We start from the raw sequence: 16935 nt of genomic DNA, 5'->3' as shown, positions 1-16935 counted from the left end.
GTTGTGCCTCGTGCACCGTTGCCTCGCACGATGTCTCCACCACCACTGTCATCCCGTAAGGATCTTGTGAAGATTCGGGCACGCTGCCGTGTCATTCACCTCAAAAGCTCACCGCCAAGACGCTGAGAACGCAGAGCAAGGCTTTTTGATGTGGCTACTCTGCGCTCTCCGCGGCTCCGCGGTGCAAGCGTTTGCTTTGTGGTCAAGAATCTTTCAGAATGCAATTCCATGTTTGAATAGGCAATCCGCCTCGTGTCATCCTGCTAGGATCCTGTGCAGACTTGCGCACCGTACCGAGTCATTCACGAGATTCGTCTGAATGACGCATCGCGAGACCGCATCCGCAGAATAGAGTAACAGACCACCTGTTTCTTCAGTATTGCATCGCCACATGAGGAAAGCAAAGACTTCCTGATCATTTATTGTCTTCGTTCAGCCAAGACGGGTGTCAAGTTTTTGTGTATGCGTCTTCGGGTTGTTGCGAGCGCTGGTGCCCTCTTCGGCTTTGGCTCGTTCGAGGTAGGTGTCTCGCTGTGAAATCGGAGTGGCGTTCGACAACCGGCAGGCATGGTGGGGAAAATGGGGAACCTCGGGCAGTCTTTTTCTCTCCCGCTCATTCGCCGTATTCCGCCTCCACCTGTTCAACCTGGGTGCTGAGCGCCGCCCATTCTTCCATGAAGGCCTCGAGCTGGCTGTCGACTTCGCGCTGCCGCCGCAATTTCTGCGGATAGATTTCGCGGTTGGCAATGATCGCCGGATCACACACCGCCTGCAGCAGCTCGGCTTTCTCCTTTTCCAAACCGGCAATTTCCGTTTCCAGCGCGGCCAGGCGCTGCTTCAACGGCCGCAGCTCGCGGGACTTCTGCTGAATCCGTTCGGCGCGCGCGCGGCGTTCATCCTTTTTGGTCTGATTCGCAGCGGCCAGCCGTGGCTGGCCATTCTCGCCGGAAGCAGCGGCCAGGCTTGCCGTCTCCGCGAGTTGCTGCTTGCGCCAGACAAAATCATCATAAGTGCCCGGGTAGAGGTTCAACTCGCCGTTGATCACTTCCACCACTTTGGTGGCGATGGCATTGATAAAGGCGCGATCGTGGGAGATGAACAGCAGCGTGCCTTCGTAGTCCGCCAGCGCGTCTTCCAACACCTGGCGCGAGAGAATGTCGAGATGATTGGTGGGCTCATCCATCACCAGCAAGTTGGCGGGCTGGCCCAGCATCTTGGCGAGCGCGACGCGCGCTTTTTCGCCGCCGGACAGCACGGCCACGGCTTTGAACACGTCATCACCGGAGAACAGAAACGCGCCCAGCAGCGTGCGGCGCTGCTCCGGCAGCAGGTGGCCGGTGACGCCCGCGATTTCCTCGTAGACCGTGGCCGCGGGATTCAGGCTCTCGAGCTGATGCTGGGCATAGTATTCCACCGTGACGTTGTGGCCGTAGCTGCGCTCGCCGTCCTCAATCGGCAAGACGCCGGCAACGATCTTGAGCAGCGTGGATTTGCCCGCGCCGTTGGGCCCGAGCAGCGCCACCTTTTCCCCGCGCGCGAGATGAAAGTCGAGTTTGCGGTACACGACTTTTTCGCCGTAGCGTTTCAGTACCCCGCGCAGCGTAATGACATCCACGCCCGAACGCTCCGGCTGCGGCAGGCGAAACTTCATGGCGCGCGGGGCTTCGGTTTCCACCTGCACGCGCTCGAGCTTTTCGAGCATCTTGATGCGGCTTTGCACCTGCCGCGCCTTGGTCGCCTTGTAGCGAAAGCGCTCGATGAACCGCTCGGTCTGCTCGATCTTCTTTTGCTGATTTTTGAATTGCGCCTCGAGCTGCTCGCGGCGCGCGGCCTTTTGCTCGGCGTAGGATTCGAAATCGCCGAGGTAGGTCACCAGTTGCCGGCTGCTGATCTCGATGATGCGCGCGGCAATGCGCTGCATGAAGACTTGATCGTGAGTGGTCAACACGATGGTGCCGGGGTAATCCAGCAGGAAGTCTTCCAGCCAGACGATGGCCTCCAAATCGAGGTGATTGGTCGGTTCGTCGAGCAGCAGCACTTCCGGCTTGCTCAGCAGCAGTTTCGCGAGCGCGACCCGCATCATCCAGCCGCCGGAAAAAGTATGCAGCGGCTGGCTGAATTGCGCCGGCGAGAAGCCGATGCCGCTCAGAATTTTCTTGGCTTCATGCTCGCGATCATAGCCGCCCAGGGCTTCGAAGCGTTGCCGCAATTCGCCGTAGCGCGCGATCAGGCCTGGCTCGTGATTGCTGGCCAGCGCGGCCTCCAGCTCGATCAGATTCTGCTCGAGCGCCTGCAGCTCCGGAAAACCGGCCAGCACTTCCGCCAGGATGCTGCGCTCGGGATTGTCCCACACCTCCTGCTTGAGATGGCCCAGCCGCGCGCCTTTCGCCAGCACAATGCTGCCGGCATCCGGCTGTTCTTCGCCGATCAGCAGGCGAAACAGCGTGGTTTTGCCGGAGCCGTTGGGCCCGACCAGGCCAACGCGCGTGTGCGGCGGGATATGCGCCGAAGCGTCCGCAAAAACAACTTGCGGTCCGAATTGTTTGTTCAAGTTGTGAATGTGTATCATGCCCGCAGATCACCGTGCTCGGGTGTGCTTGTGAATTTTGGCGGGCGCAATATACGCAGCGGGCAGGCAAAAAACAACGTCGCGCCGCAAGTTGCGGCGTCAGCAGGCGAACCAGCAATGTTGATGGTGGAGGAAAAAGAGGCGGGAAGTCTCGCGCAGCCGGCCGGCAAATTACAACGTTAGGTACACACTCCTCGTTTAAAAACCGGGTTGACCCCGACGGGGTCGCATGCAATAGCCCACGGGCAGCGCCCTGGGAACCGATAGGATTTGTCGCATTTAGCCCTGCAGAGGCGGCATTCCTGACGTGGTTCTATGGCGCCCCATGGGGCTTGGTGATTTCTCCTGATCACGGTTTTCTCAGGGCGTTGCCCTTCGCTTTTACCTTTTGCCCCTTTGGGCTATTTGTCTGTGCGGTAGAATTCGACCTAACGTTGTATTACTAAGTTGCCGACGGGCTTCTCACGCGAGCCCGGCAAGGATTGTGTTGACTTGACTTGCCTGTGTGCTCAATACAAATTGGGATTTTTTTCGGCATGTAATGCTGGTGCACTGTTACGTCAACTTGCAGCAACACTCGCTCGAAGCGCCATGCAGACGAATCTTGAAAAGAACTCGGCAATATGGAGTATTACTCTGGAAAGACTATCACGACCGCGAAGATGTTGTGGCGCAAGTTGCCAGCTTGCCTTCGTTTGCAGGCTGGAAGCCTGTGTTCTTCCAATGGGGAAAAGATCATTCAGGAAGAGGAGTGAAGAGCGTTAGCCACGGATCGACACGGATGAAGCCCAAACACGAAATCCGTGAGAATCCGTGTTCATCCGTGGCTTGGTCTTTCGTGTAAACTCGTTGCAAGAAAGCAAAAAATTGCGGTACACAAACCTGAAAGCACACAAAACAGTCTTTGTGGCCGCTCAGTTTTGTGTCCTGTTTGGTTCCGGCTTGCCCGAGCTATGCTCAAGTCTTCACTGAATCCTAGCTGTATGACAGCGGAGGTGCCGTGCGCTTCAAGGTAACAGTGCACCGGGCCGTGCGGAAAGAGAATCTCCCCGGGTGATCCCATGCCGGGTGCGCGCGAGGCGTTGTGAAATCGGCTGCTCGACTAGGCGGGCGAATGCAGCGCGCGTGTGCGCATCGCCTTCATGAACTCCGGCGCGCGGTACCGGCTGACGGTCACTTCACTCTGAAAGCCGTCTTTCATGCGAAGTTGGCAACGGCCGTCAGGCAGATGGGTGACTTTCTCAATTTGCTGCAGGTTGACGATGGCAGAGCGGTGCACGCGAAAAAACGAGGCCGGGTTGAGCCAAGCATAAAGTTCTTCCATGCCAAAGTCCAGGGCGTGATGCCGGTTCTCCGTGTAGGCATAAACCAGACGGTGCTTGGTGCCGATCCAAACGATCTTGGCGACGGGCAGGAAGAACTGTTTTCCCAGGCGATAGATGGGCAGCCGGTCGCGCCACTGCGGGTAGAGTGCCGGACTGAAATCATGATCAACAGGGGAATTTTGCGGCGCACGAGTCTGCGTCGAGATCATAGAAGGCTCCTCGTCATGGTCTTGTAAATTGACGTTCACCGGCAAAGACAGGGGCAAAGCGCAAAACGTTCAAAAGCGAGTTGGGGGAAATGTTGCGAGCTGTGATTGCCGGCCCCGCCGGTTGCGGCACGCGCCACCGGCCAACTTTTGCCTGGCATTATTCGGAAAATGGATTAATTTGCTGCACTCGCTGCTTTTTTCCGCCAGCAAATGATGCAATTCACCAACACCGGACTTCTCCACGGGAGCTTTCACGATGTCCACGCTCAAAACACTGCGAGGTGCCGGCTCAGCGCCGGAGGCCATCCCGCTGCCGATTCGAAAACTGCTGGTCCCGGAACTGGAGCGGCTGGCGTTTGATGTCTATCAGACCTCCCGCATGTATCTGGCCTGCCATGTTTCGAGCAACCACCCGGAAGAAAGCCGGCACTGGCCGAACTCGTGTCTGGAGACAGGCTGGGAGCACTACTATTCCGATGACTACGTCGAATCCAACTGGCACAGCGTCGCGGATTCGCCCCTCGTTCCGCTGCAGCATCTTTCCCTCCATCCCGCCACTTGCGCCTTGCATTACGGCACCGCTGCCTTCGAAGGCACCAAGGCTTATCTTTCCGCCCGAGGCCGCGTCGTGCTTTTCCGCATTCGCGATAATGCCCGACGCTTGCAGAAAACCGCCAGCAGAGTCCTGCTGCCGAAGGTGCCGGTGGAGATGTTTGCGGAAGCAGTGGCAAGCACGGTACTGGCCAATCGCGAAGTCATCCCGCCCTATCGGCCGGCGAACTGGGCGTGGCCGACGCGCAATCCGCTGTGTCTGTATGTGCGGCCGCTGCTGATCGGCCATGGCCCGCAGCTCGGCGTGCGACCGGCCAAAGATCATTTGTTTCTGGTCTATTGCTCGCCGGTGCGCGCTTACTATCCGGTGGAAGGTATGAATGTTTTGATCACCCAGCATTTCCATCGGGCCGCACCAGGCGGCACCGGCGACGTGAAGATTGCGGGCAATTATGTTTCCGGTTTGCTGCCCGCGCAACTGGCGCGCCACGGCTGCGATTGGGCCGGCGGCAAGCCCGTCAAGGTCAGCGATCAGCCTTTTCATGACGTGCTCTATCTCGACGCCCAGCACAGCCAATTCGTCGAGGAGTTTTCCGGCGCCAACCTGCTGGCGGTGACTGCCGGCGGCACGCTCGTCAGTCCGCAATCCGAAAACATTCTTTCCGGCATCACGCGCGATTCGGTGCTGACGCTGGCGCGCGATCTCGGCATTCCAGTGGAACACCGGCCGCTGCCCGTCAGCGAAATCATGAGTCCCAAGCAGATTGCCGAAGTTTTCTGCACCGGCAATGCCGCGGTGATTACACCGATCGTTTCGCTGCACTATCAGGGCAACACGCGCAAGCTGGCAATCGAGGAATATAAAATCACCCGCCGATTGTGGGAGCGGCTGGCGGAAGTGCAACTGCAGACCGGCGCGGATCCGCACGGCTGGGTTCAAGAAATCGGGTGAGGCGATTTCAAGTTGTGACGATGATCCGCCTGCACTTCGGCACCGGCGTGGCCGGATCTCCTGCGCGCGGAAGAACTTTTCAACCATGTCTGCAACAACTATGACCACGACTTTCTTTCAGCGCATGCGCCAGCATGCGGATTGGGCCAACCAACGCGCGCTGACCATGCTGCAGCAGTTGCCGGAGGCAGCGCCGCGGCTCGGGCGTCTCGCCGGGCATCTTCTGACCACCGAGCAAATCTATCTCGAACGCATGCGCGGCAGGAATCCCTGGCCGCAGGATTTCTGGCCCGAGCTCGAAGCGGCTGCGCTGCCGCCGCTGGCGCGCGCCAATCAGACTGGCTATGCGGAATTTCTGGCGGAGCAGGCTGCTGCCGATTTCGATCATGTCGTGAGCTATCGCAACAGCCGCGGCGCAGTGCAGCACACTTCCACGGCGGATTTGTTCCTGCACGTGGCGATGCACGGATCGTATCATCGCGGCCAGCTTGCTTTGGCAGTGCGCCAAACCGGCAGTGAACCGGTCAACACGGATTTCATCACCTTTGCGCGCGAGGGCCACGAGCCGGCTGCCGGCAGTCCCCCCGGCAAAAAATATCTTACTCGGCTCTTTCACTATGTGCGCTGGGCGAACAACAATGTGCTGCAGCTTTTGCAGATGGCGCCGGCCGCGCCCACGGTTCTGCGCTTTTTGGCGCATTTGCTGGCAGCCGAGCAGGTGTGGCTGACACGCCTGCGGGGGGAGGACAGTGCCGGCCTGGCGATTTGGCCCGATCTGGCGTTGCCGGCCTGCATGCGATTGCTCGAAGCCAACGCCGCAGGTTATCAAAGCTATTTGGAGGAATCGGCTGAGGAGAGCCTGGCGGCGATTATCACCTACCGCAACAGCAAGGGGATGGAATTTCACTCGGTGGCCGCCGACATTCTCGCGCAGGTGGTGCTGCACGGCGCCTATCACCGCGGCCAGATTGCGTGGGAGTTGCGACGCGCCGGCGACGAGCCGGTGAATACCGATTATGTGGTCTTTGTGAGGGAGGCGGGATGAACCAATCAGAAAGGAAAGAGAGATGAATCGCCCAAGAAACGAACTGGGACGATGGATTGCTTTGGGTGCTGCCCTGGGCGCCGGCATGGGCGTCGTCATGCACAACATCGGCGTGGGCGTGGGAATAGGCATCGCACTCGGCGCTTTGATCGGATTCCTGCGCAGCCGGCGATGATTGGAACCCTCTTTTGAGGCTAAAGTAGAGCCTCCAAACACGACTCTCTCTGTCTGTTCTGTCTTCTCCAGATGACCTTCTCGGGTTGCAGCTCGGCCGCGTTGGGAGTTATCGCACAAAACTCAACTTAATTACTCTGCTAATCTTCTCTCGCCCATTCGCCTCCGCCACCATACGCAAGAAGTATTCACCGCTGGTAACGGTGACGCCTGCGTCAGTTTTCCCTTCCCAACTCAAGCTGTGAATGCCTGCCTGATAAACCCGCGCCGGCCATGTGCGCACGCGGCGGCCAAGCATGTCAAAAATTTCCAAACGAACGGAAGCGGCTGCGGGCAAACCGAAACGAATCGTGGTGGCAGGATTAAACGGATTCGGATAGTTCTGATAGAGAACGAATTCCCGTGGAATGTCTGAAGCCGGCGCGTCCGCCACCGCGGTGGCACCGGGGAAAAAGAAGGCCAGCACGCGCTGCATCAGCTCGCCGCGCGCCGTGGCCGCGGAAATCGTTTCGAAAGGAAAGCCGAGATAAACCAGCTTGCCCGGCTGCGTGCCGTTCGGAAACACACCTTCGAACTGCACGCCCGCGATCTGGCCGTTGCCGTAGCGCAGGCAAGCCGTGCTGCCAGCGACGGGGGCAATGGCATCAGGATAGTCTTCAATATAGGGCAGACTGCCGTAGGTGAAATTCAATCCTGCAAAGATACCGCCGGCCTCGCCGGTCACGGTCGTGTTATTGGCATCATCCGCGACATAGTCGGCCCTGAGATAATCGCGCAAAAACGCTTCATCGCCGGCCGTGCCGCGCGCCGCCGTGTCCAAATCCCACGCCACTTCCGAACCCGAGACAAAGAGTTTGCCGCCGTTTTGCAGATAGGCCTTGACCCGCGCCTGTTCCGTGTCGTTGAAGGTTTCATCGGTAGTGGATTCATCTCCGAGCAGCCAAAACACTGCCTGGTAGTCTGCGAGTTTGATCGCGCCGGAGATGATTTCCTCATTCGCGCAGCTTTCAAAGGCAAAGCCGGCCGCTGCAATCGCATCGCCGTGATGAAAAACGAAATAGTGCCACGGCTGCGACCAACTGCCGGAATTGCCAAAGCGGTCAAAGCCATCGACGATCAAAATGCGCTCCGGCCGCGGCGAAGACGCCAAGCCATAAACATCGGAATAGGGACTTTCATTCGGCGGCGCGGTGGTGTCAACGGCCGTCAGGCGGTAATACGCGTCATGGGCAGGCATTGCCAGGCTGGCGGAGGTGACATTCCGCGGCAGAGTGGTTTCATCAAGCGCGAGCTGCCAGGCATTGACATTCTCAGCAGAGGCATAGAGGCGGTAACCACGCAAATCAACCTCGCTGTTGGCAAGCCAGCGCGCCACAGGCGTCGCCGGTTTCGAAATTGACAGCAAAAGGGGACGCGCGGGCGCGAGCAAATCCTTTTTTGAAATCTGCACCGGCACGTAGGCATTGCCGGCATTGCCATACGTGTCTTCGGCGAAGACGTGCAGCATGTAATTGCCGGGCGGCAGGGTTTCCGTGTCCCAGTAAGCACGGCCGTTGGCGGTGTTGCTGACGTAGTACACATGCATGCTGGTGGAAGAATAGGACGGATGAAACGTGTAGTGCACGTCGCCGGAAGGCTTGCGATCAAATTGGAAACGCACGCCGTTGGTGGGCGGCAGGTAAACGACCGAATCGCGATTGGCAGTAAGAATGCGATAGCCGACTTTGTAGGCGCCGTTGTTGAGCACGGAACTCGAGCTGCCGGGCGGGCCGTTGCGTTCGGAGAGGTGGGCCACGATATCCACGCGGCTGCTGACGTTGCCGCCGGTGAATTCCGAGTTGGTGCCGGTGAGAAAGAGCTTGACGAAATTGATCACCGGCGCCCAGGTGTCAACGTAGGGCGCCAGGCCCGTGCTTATGCGCAGGGCGTTTACTTCGCTGCCCACCTGTCCCTCGGTCAAGTGTACATGCCCCAGGCCGTCGAGAATGGTGCCGAGCACGGTCTCGGATTTAAACACGGAATCGCCGAGGCTCAACGCCGGGTTGGGCGCGATATGAACATAAGCAAAACGGCCCACGCGCACATAGGCACTGCTGCCGGTGGGATCGATGGCAGTGACGATGCCGTCGGCGCAGGGATAGACCGGCGAGCGGTCTTCCTTGGGAATATCTGTGCCGTTGTGATAGTGCGGCGCCGGCGCGGTGTCGCGATATTCACAAAAGGTGCCGGTGATGACATGCGTTTCTTGAAACGGCGTCACCGGCCACGGAAACTGCGCGCCGGCGGTGAGGGGATAGAGCAGCAAGAGCAGAACAAGCAGTTTTGGCATCATGGCAATGACTCGCGCAGGCTTGCAGTGAAAGGGGCGTGAAAACGGCGGCAGCGGCACGCTGTGGTCTTATTGTCTGATTGCACGCTTCCCCGGCGTCCGCACCACACTCACGACGGTGTAGCGCTGCACCAGACCGTCCGCCGCCAGCAGCAGCCGCTGCCCCGCCGCGGAAAAGGCCAGCGCGGGATTCACCAAATCACTTGACAGGCGCATGCTGGTATGTTGCCGGCCGGCGGTGAATTTGATCAAGCGCCCGCGTTCGAAAACGAAGCGGTCGTTCTTGAAAGTGCTCACCGCCGCCAGGGCAAAGAAGTGGTCGCGGCCCGCCGGGTCCATGGCAATATCGACGAACATCTCTTGGCGACCGGTCAGTGAACTCTGCCAGATGGTGCTGAGGCCCGGCAGCTTGAGCAGGCGAACCTGGCGGCGATCCATCACGAACAATCGCTCGCCGTTCTCGGAAAACCGGGCCTGGCGAAAAAGTCCGGCGGTTGTGGCCTGCTGCACGCCCTCGCGATCGAACAACACCATCGCAGACTCCACCGCACCTGTGGCACTATCCACCTGATAGCGGCTCGCAACGATCCATTCACCGTTGCGCGACACCTCCAAGCCGCCGGCGGTGCCCGCAGGCAGCTCGCGGCGCCAGCGTTCCTGGCCATCATGCGAAAAACAGATCAACACCGGCTGTCCCGGCCGCTGGCCGTTCGAAACTTCGCGCTGACTGAGCACGACAAAGCTCTGCTCGCCCGCCGCCACGAACAGCGGCCGCTCATTCGCGTACGCGGCTTCATCAAAAAGCGGCTGAACGCGTGGCGCCGCACCGTTGCCCGCGAGAAACGTCACGTGCGCCGTGGCCGGCTGGGCGACCACCACGGCCGTGCCCTGCTTGCTCAAACAAACTTGCGGCAGGGGATCGTCTTCATGCCGCTGCAAGGTGTGACGGCCAAGGGCGAGGCCATGTTGATCGAACCACGTCAGCACCAGCGTGTCGGGCGCTGCCATTTCCAAAACCGCCAGTGTTTCGCCATTTGCGCTCAACGCGTGCTTCAGGAAGCGGCCCGGCTGCGTGAGCAGGCTGCTGCCGTGTTGATTCTGCCAGGTCAAACTGCCGGCCGCGCGCCAGGCAACGGTTTCACCGGCGCGATCGATCATGGGCGTACCCGCCACCTGCCGGGATTCATTCTGCAGGCGCAGCGTGAAATTCGTCTGGCCCTGCGCCAACACCACTGACAAAAGCAGAGAGACAAAACTGCAACGGATGAAGGTCATGGCGGTCACTCCTTTCCCGGTGGCCACAGACTCATGCCGATATCGGTGCGGTAGTAGCTGCTCAGGCATTTGATCTTGCGGATGTTTTCATAGGCGAGTTCGATGGCGGCCGGCAACGTCGCCGCGAGCGCAACAATGTCGGCGATGCGATGGCCGGTCATCACCAGCCCGCCGGTGGCATCTTCCGCCACTTCGTTCCACCAGATATCACAGGTGGGTTTCTCCAGCAGCCGCACGGGCAGGCGCGGGCCTTGCATGCTGATGTAAGGATAGCCGTAACCCGCCAACGTCAGATTGCAGCCGAATTGCAGGGAATCGTGAAATCGCGGCGTGACCGGCTGATTGCGCGCCGTGGCCGCGATCACTTCCAGGGGATTCGCCAGCAGGCGCAAAATCATCTGCGTCGAGGTCACGCCCATGCGCACATTGTATTCCAGCACGTGCCAGCGGCCATCGCGCAGCGCCGCGGTGACTTGCACCGGGCCGTGAAAACCGGTTGCGCGCAACCACGGCAACAAGGGGTGCAGCAACTCCGCCGCCAGGCCGTAGCGATCGTGCGGATCCTTTTCCGCCAGCCCGCCAAGTGGCGCGCCGGCGACGATGCCCATATTGCCGTCAAACGCGCGTTTGTATTCCTGATTCGTCACCAGCGAGTGAATTTCACCGTGGCTCACCACGGCAATGTGGCCGGCCTCCGCGCGCCCCATGTATTCCTGCAAAAAAACGCCTTCCGCGTAATCCAGGCGCTCCAGCCAATGCCGGGTGTCCTCGACGCTTTCGCAAACAATGGTGTGAATGGGGCTGGTGGGCGAGCACAAGGGATTCTTGATGACGTAGGGTCGCGGATCCTGCTGGAGGATTGCTTCGGCCTCCAGCCGGTTGCGGGCAACATAAGAAACCGGAAAGGGAATGCCGAACTGCAGGCAGAGCTGGCGCGCCCAATCCCGCTCGCGTTCGAGGCGCATGGCCTCGCCCGCCGGCGAGAAGATGGGAATCGCGAGCGACAGCAACTCTTCCGTCCAGGGCTGCTGCAGCCAGTCGATCGACATCGGAATCAACAAATCGACTTTCTTGTCGCGCACGAAGCGCACCGGGCTGGGGAAGTAGGAGGCGGGATAGACTTCGCCTTCGAGCGAGGGGCCGTAATGGCCGTAGCTGCGCGTCAAATAGCAGCTCACGCGGGCGCCGTTTTCGCGCAAGATGCGCATGACGGCATGCGCAAAAGCGCCGACGCCGAGCAGCAGGACATGTGGAGAGGTGGACATTGTGACGGAACAGGGGTAAAGTGTTTCAACGACGGCCGGGCCGTCGTTTTATGCATTCGTTCAGCGATGGCTGGGCCATCGCTTCTTGTATCCGCTCCGCGATGGCTGGGCCATCGCGTTCGAAGGTTGCGCAACACCCACTAACGAGAATTTGGTCCGCGCCTTCGAACTCGCGCCCTCGAAAGTCAAGGCCAAACCTTGACTGAACACCCCGCGCTTCTTGTATCCGTTCCGCGATGGCTGGGCCATCGCATTCGGAGGTTGTGCAAAACTCCTCAATGATGATTCAGTCCACGCTTTCAGTTTCACACTCTCGCAAGTCAAGGCCGAGCCTTGACTGAACCTTACCGAAACCTCACGCCGGCCAATTCTGCATGAACTCTACAAGCTGGTCGACCGCCGGACTCTGCGCCGTGCGCACATAGAAACCCGACGTCGCGACACCGGTCAACAAACACGAAGCCAGCGGCAATTGCAGCAGCGCGCCCAGGCAAAAGCCGGCATTGAAATGATCACCGCCGCCGGTGGAGATCAACGGTTTCGGCGTGAACGGGCCGGTGACCCGGGCAAACTCATCTTCGGTGGCCGCCACGGCATATTCCCGTGGATGCACCACCACCGTGCCGATACCCAGCTTGGCCCGCATCTCGACCGCAATTTTTTCCACGGCTTCCGGCGTTTGATATTTCACGTGAATGCCGAGCACCTCGGCCAGCTCGTAGCTCTCCTTCTCGTTCACGCCGAGAATGACGTGAAAATACTGTTCGAAGCGCGAGAGCAGGTGTAGCGCAGCGTGAATGTCTTCAGTGAGGCGTTTGGCGGGATCGGCGAGGTCAAAGAACACCAGCGGCCGGTGCGTCAAGTGCGGGCAGAGATCCTTCAAAAAATGCTGCCAGATGTCCGACAAGTAGGGAATCATGGTCCAATTCACCAAACCGAGCAGGCTGGATTCCTGCAGGTAGCGCAGCAGTTGTTCCTGCCCGACGCGCGCGACCAGATTCTCCCAGGTAATGTCATTGAGCGAGGCGATCTTGCCCAGCATGAGTTTGCCGTCTTCGAATTCGATGGCATCGGTGTGGCCGGGTTCGGCAATGGAAATTACGTGTGCCCGCCGGGTCAGCTCCTGAAACACCGGATGGACGTTGGGATAACCGAGATTGCCGATGTAGGTCACCGCCACCCCGAAAGCGGCCAGGGCATTGGCCATGATCGGGCCGTTGCCGCCGAGCTTCATTTGCTGCACCACCAGTTCGAGATTGGTGCTCTTGCCGGCGGCCTCGGCGACGCGATCGGCCAGGGTGGCGATACTGGGAAGGGGGGAGTAGCGGTCCAGCGCTTCGCGTTTGTCAACAATGCGGACGATCTCGTCGACGAAGCCATCGAACCCGAGCAGTGCCCGGTGCGTCGCGGGCTGCGCTTTACGGGCTTGCAGCGCGCTTGCGGTGTGCTGGTGCAGCACGTCATTCTCTGCCATGGCAGCATGATCCTTTGACTGAAGAGTTGTGCGGCAACGGGCCGGGCGAGTCGCAGAGACTCATTCCGATCGTGGTAAAATGGGCGTTGCTGCGGTTTTTGAATTCAGCGCCGGGCTTCACTCCCGGCTGCGGGTGGTGCGGCGCGGCTTGCGGGCCGGCATGCCGTTCTTCTTGCGGGGCGTTTCGCTCGTTTCGTCTTCGTCATCCTCCGCGAAAGCGACTTGCACGCGCGACCGCCGGCTTTTCTTCCAGCCGACTTCTTCGGCGGAGCCGGTGCGTACATAGGCGCGGCGGCCATTGGCCGGTGCCGGCCCCGCACTGACCGTGCGGGCTTCGCGCCGGCCTTCCCGCAAAATCTTGCCGAGAAACGCGCCGGTGTAAGAGTCGGCAACCTGCGCCACCTGCTCCGGCGTGCCGGTGGCAACCACGCGGCCGCCGTTATCGCCCCCCTCCGGTCCGAGATCGATGAGGTAGTCCGCGGTCTTGATCACATCGAGATTATGCTCGATCACGATCACGCTGTTGCCCATGTCCACCAGACGGTTCAACACGTTGAGCAGCATTTTGACATCTTCAAAATGCAAACCGGTGGTGGGTTCATCAAGAATGTAGATGGTGCGGCCGGTGGCCACCCGCGAAAGCTCGGTGGCCAGCTTGACACGCTGGGCCTCCCCGCCGGAGAGCGTCGTGGCTTGCTGGCCGAGATGAATGTAACCGAGGCCGACGTCGTGCAGCGTCTGCAGCCGCCGTTTCAACGTCGGAATGTGTTGGAAGAAATCCAGCGCCTCCTCCACCGTCATGTCCAGCACCTCGGCGATGGATTTGCCCTTGTACTTAATTTCGAGCGTCTCGCGGTTATAACGCTTGCCCTTGCAAGCTTCGCAGGTGACGTAGACGTCCGGCAGAAAGTGCATCTCGATTTTGATGATGCCGTCGCCCTCGCAGTTCTCGCAACGCCCGCCCTTGACATTGAAGCTGAAGCGGCCGGGCTTGTAGCCGCGAATCTTGGCCTCCTGGGTCTGCGTGAAGAGATCGCGAATCTCGGTGAACAATCCCGTGTAAGTGGCGGGATTGCTGCGCGGCGTGCGGCCGATGGGCGACTGATCGATGTCGATGACCTTGTCAAGATGCTGCAGGCCGCGGATGCCGCGGAACGGCAGCGGCTGCTGCTTGGCCTGATTCAACTCGCGCGCCAGCACGCGATACAGCGTTTCATTGATCAACGTCGATTTCCCCGAGCCGGAAACGCCGGTCACGCAGGTCAACAGCCCCAGCGGAAATTCGACTTCAACGTTTTTGAGATTGTTGCCCTGCGCGCCCGTCAGTTCCAAAAATGCGCCGTTGCCGGGCCGGCGCTGCAAGGGAACGGCGATGTATTTGCGGCCGGAGAGATAATCGCCGGTGAGCGAGCGGGTGTCCTGCGCGATCGCCGCGGGCGGGCCGGCCGCCACCACCCGGCCGCCTTCCTTGCCCGCGCCCGGGCCCAAGTCAATCACCCAGTCCGCCGACTCGATGGTTTCATGATCATGTTCCACCACGATGACGGTGTTGCCGAGATTGCGCAGCCGCACCAGGGTGTCGATCAGCTTGCGGTTGTCCCGTTGATGCAGACCGATGGACGGTTCATCGAGAATGTAGAGCACGCCCACGAGTTGCGAGCCGATCTGGGTGGCGAGGCGGATGCGTTGCGCTTCGCCGCCGGAGAGTGAACCGGCGTCGCGATGCAGCGTGAGATAGTCCAAACCGACATTGACGAGAAAGCCCAGGCGTTCGCGCACTTCCTTGAGAATTTGATGGGCAATCTTCTGCTCGCGCGCGCTCAGCTCGAGGCGGTTGAAGAATTCATTGGCGGCGCGCACCGTCATGCGGGTGACAGCGAAGATGTTGTGCTGCCGGATCTTGACCGCCAGCGCCTCGGGCCGCAGCCGCGCGCCGTTGCAGGCCGCGCAGGGCTTCTTGTTCATGAAACCCTCGATCCACGTGCGGATGTATTGCGAATCCGTCTGCACGTAGCGGCGCTGCAGATTCGGAATGATGCCTTCGAATTTGCCGGTGAATTGCGCCTGCATGCGGCCGTTGCCGCTGGCATAGCTGAATTTCAGCTCGCGGTCGCCGGAACCGTAGAGCACCACCCGCTGCTGCGCTTTTTTGAGCTGGCCCCAGGCCGTATCGAGCGAGAAATCGTAGGCGCGGCTCACCGCTTTGAGCTGTTCCCAATACCAGCCTTCCTGGTTGTCGCCCCACACCTCCAACGCGCCGTCGCGGATCGAAAGGCTGGGGTTGGTCACGACCATGTCGGGATCGACCTCCATGGTGGTGCCCAAGCCGTTGCAAGTCGGGCAGGCGCCGTGCGGCGCATTGAACGAGAACAGCCGCGGCGCCAGCTCTTCGACGGAAATGCCGCATTCGGCGCAGGCAAAATGCTCGGAGAACAGAATCTCGCGCTGGTTCATCACCTCGATCAACACCAGCCCGTTGGCGAGATGCAACGCCGTCTCCAGCGAATCCGTCAGCCGCGTCTTGATGCCGGACTCGTTGAGCAGCCGGTCCACGACGATTTCGATGTTGTGCTTCTTGTTCTTGTCGAGCTTGATCTCGCCGGCCAGATCTTTCACTTCGCCGTCGACGCGCACGCGCACGTAGCCTTCGCGCCGGGCAGTGTCGAAGATTTCGCGGTATTCGCCTTTGCGGCCGCGCACCACCGGCGCCAGCACCTGAAACTTGGTGCCGGCCGGCAGCGCCAAAATGGCGTCGACCATTTGCTGCACCGTCTGGCGCTCGATGACCTTGCCGCAATTGTAGCAATGCGGCACGCCGATGCGCGCGAACAGAAGGCGCAGATAGTCATAGATTTCGGTGACCGTACCCACCGTCGAGCGCGGATTGCGGCTGCTGCTCTTTTGTTCGATGGAGATGGCGGGCGACAGGCCTTCGATGTAATCGAGGTCGGGCTTTTCCATCAAGCCCAGGAATTGGCGGGCGTAGGCCGAGAGCGATTCGACGTAGCGGCGCTGGCCCTCGGCATAGATGGTATCAAAAGCGAGCGAGGATTTCCCCGAACCGGACAGTCCGGTGATCACCACCAGTTTGTTGCGGGGAATTTCAACGTCGATGTTTTTGAGGTTGTGCTCCCGCGCTCCCTTGACGACAAGGTACTCTTTTTCAGCCATGATGATTGTGAGAATGATTGCGGTCGGCTCGTGCCATGCGGTTGTCGCAACGCCTGGCTTCCGGCCACTTCCGGCAGGCACGAGACCGGGCTTGCCGTTTTTTTGCGGAATGAACCGGGCACGCTGCGCGTGAACTCAAACAGGCGTCAAATATAGAAAAAAAAACTGGGAATGCAAGCAGGGGATTCCGCGCGTTGCCGCGGCGCCATCGCCAGGCGGCCCAACCGCAAACCAAGAAAATTGCGGGGAGAAAACGGAGCTAACCGAATGTCGGGTTTGGAAAATATTCTCCCGCCATGTCAGCGCGGTTTTCTCGGTGTTGCAAGTGTTTGCCTTGCAACGAATGAACTTGCAATGAATGAAGGAGACGAGCAGGCCGGCCGTGACCGGGGAGCAGCACCATTTCTTGCACAGGGTGGCAGGTTCAATCACCCCATCACTGCAGTCGCAGGCGCGGGAAGAATCGTCTTGACATTCTCGAATCGTTTGTTCATATTTGCCCGTTCAAAATTCAGCGCGCTCGCACGAACACCCGTGACAGTCGTAAGAATTCACGAGTCTGGACCATCCCCTAAACGCGAGGGGACGGAGGATG

The 16935-nt window shown here is 59.9% G+C and carries 10 protein-coding genes; 3 read left to right on the top strand and 7 right to left on the bottom strand.

Features of this window, described 5'->3' with window-relative positions; all coding sequences use genetic code 11:
• Positions 1–613: 613 nt before the first annotated feature.
• Positions 614–2569: an ABC-F family ATP-binding cassette domain-containing protein gene (locus L6R21_26225; protein MCK6562703.1), complete on the bottom strand. Its 1956-nt coding sequence runs from the start codon at positions 2567–2569 to the stop codon at positions 614–616.
• 1102 nt (positions 2570–3671) lie between these two features.
• Positions 3672–4103, bottom strand: coding sequence for a LytTR family transcriptional regulator (locus L6R21_26220; GenBank protein ID MCK6562702.1), 432 nt, complete (start codon positions 4101–4103; stop codon positions 3672–3674).
• Positions 4104–4359: 256 nt separating this feature from the next.
• Between L6R21_26220 and ilvE the strand changes: the two genes are divergently transcribed.
• The 3 genes from ilvE to L6R21_26205 all read left to right on the top strand — a co-directional run bounded on the left by ilvE (position 4360) and on the right by L6R21_26205 (position 6827).
• Positions 4360–5607, top strand: a complete 1248-nt coding sequence (ilvE, locus tag L6R21_26215; protein ID MCK6562701.1) for a branched-chain-amino-acid transaminase — start codon at positions 4360–4362, stop codon at positions 5605–5607.
• Positions 5608–5692: 85 nt separating this feature from the next.
• A complete protein-coding gene (locus tag L6R21_26210; protein ID MCK6562700.1) occupies positions 5693–6652 on the top strand; it encodes a hypothetical protein in 960 nt (319 codons plus the stop codon).
• 22 nt (positions 6653–6674) lie between these two features.
• Positions 6675–6827: a complement resistance protein TraT gene (locus L6R21_26205; protein MCK6562699.1), complete on the top strand. Its 153-nt coding sequence runs from the start codon at positions 6675–6677 to the stop codon at positions 6825–6827.
• Positions 6828–6935: 108 nt separating this feature from the next.
• Here the strand turns inward: L6R21_26205 and L6R21_26200 are convergent, their stop codons facing one another.
• From L6R21_26200 to uvrA, 5 genes are all read right to left on the bottom strand, one after another.
• Complete coding sequence (locus L6R21_26200; protein MCK6562698.1) at positions 6936–9158, bottom strand: T9SS type A sorting domain-containing protein; 2223 nt, start codon at positions 9156–9158, stop codon at positions 6936–6938.
• 66 nt (positions 9159–9224) lie between these two features.
• Positions 9225–10430 (bottom strand): hypothetical protein, encoded by a 1206-nt coding sequence (locus tag L6R21_26195; GenBank protein ID MCK6562697.1) that lies wholly within the window; start codon positions 10428–10430, stop codon positions 9225–9227.
• 5 nt (positions 10431–10435) lie between these two features.
• On the bottom strand, positions 10436–11695 hold the full coding sequence (locus L6R21_26190) for a phosphoribosylamine--glycine ligase (GenBank protein MCK6562696.1): 1260 nt from the start codon (positions 11693–11695) through the stop codon (positions 10436–10438).
• A 355-nt stretch (positions 11696–12050) separates the two neighbouring features.
• Positions 12051–13169 carry a carbohydrate kinase family protein gene (locus L6R21_26185; GenBank protein ID MCK6562695.1) on the bottom strand — a complete coding sequence of 373 codons (1119 nt, stop codon included), beginning with the start codon at positions 13167–13169 and terminating at the stop codon, positions 12051–12053.
• 117 nt (positions 13170–13286) lie between these two features.
• Complete coding sequence (gene uvrA, locus L6R21_26180) at positions 13287–16340, bottom strand: excinuclease ABC subunit UvrA (protein ID MCK6562694.1); 3054 nt, start codon at positions 16338–16340, stop codon at positions 13287–13289.
• Between the last annotated feature and the right edge of the window lie 595 nt (positions 16341–16935).

The sequence above is a fragment of the bacterium genome (genome assembly GCA_023150945.1).
Classification (GTDB): Bacteria; Zhuqueibacterota; Zhuqueibacteria; order Zhuqueibacterales; family Zhuqueibacteraceae; genus Coneutiohabitans.
This window is presented reverse-complemented; position numbering and strand designations above follow the sequence as displayed.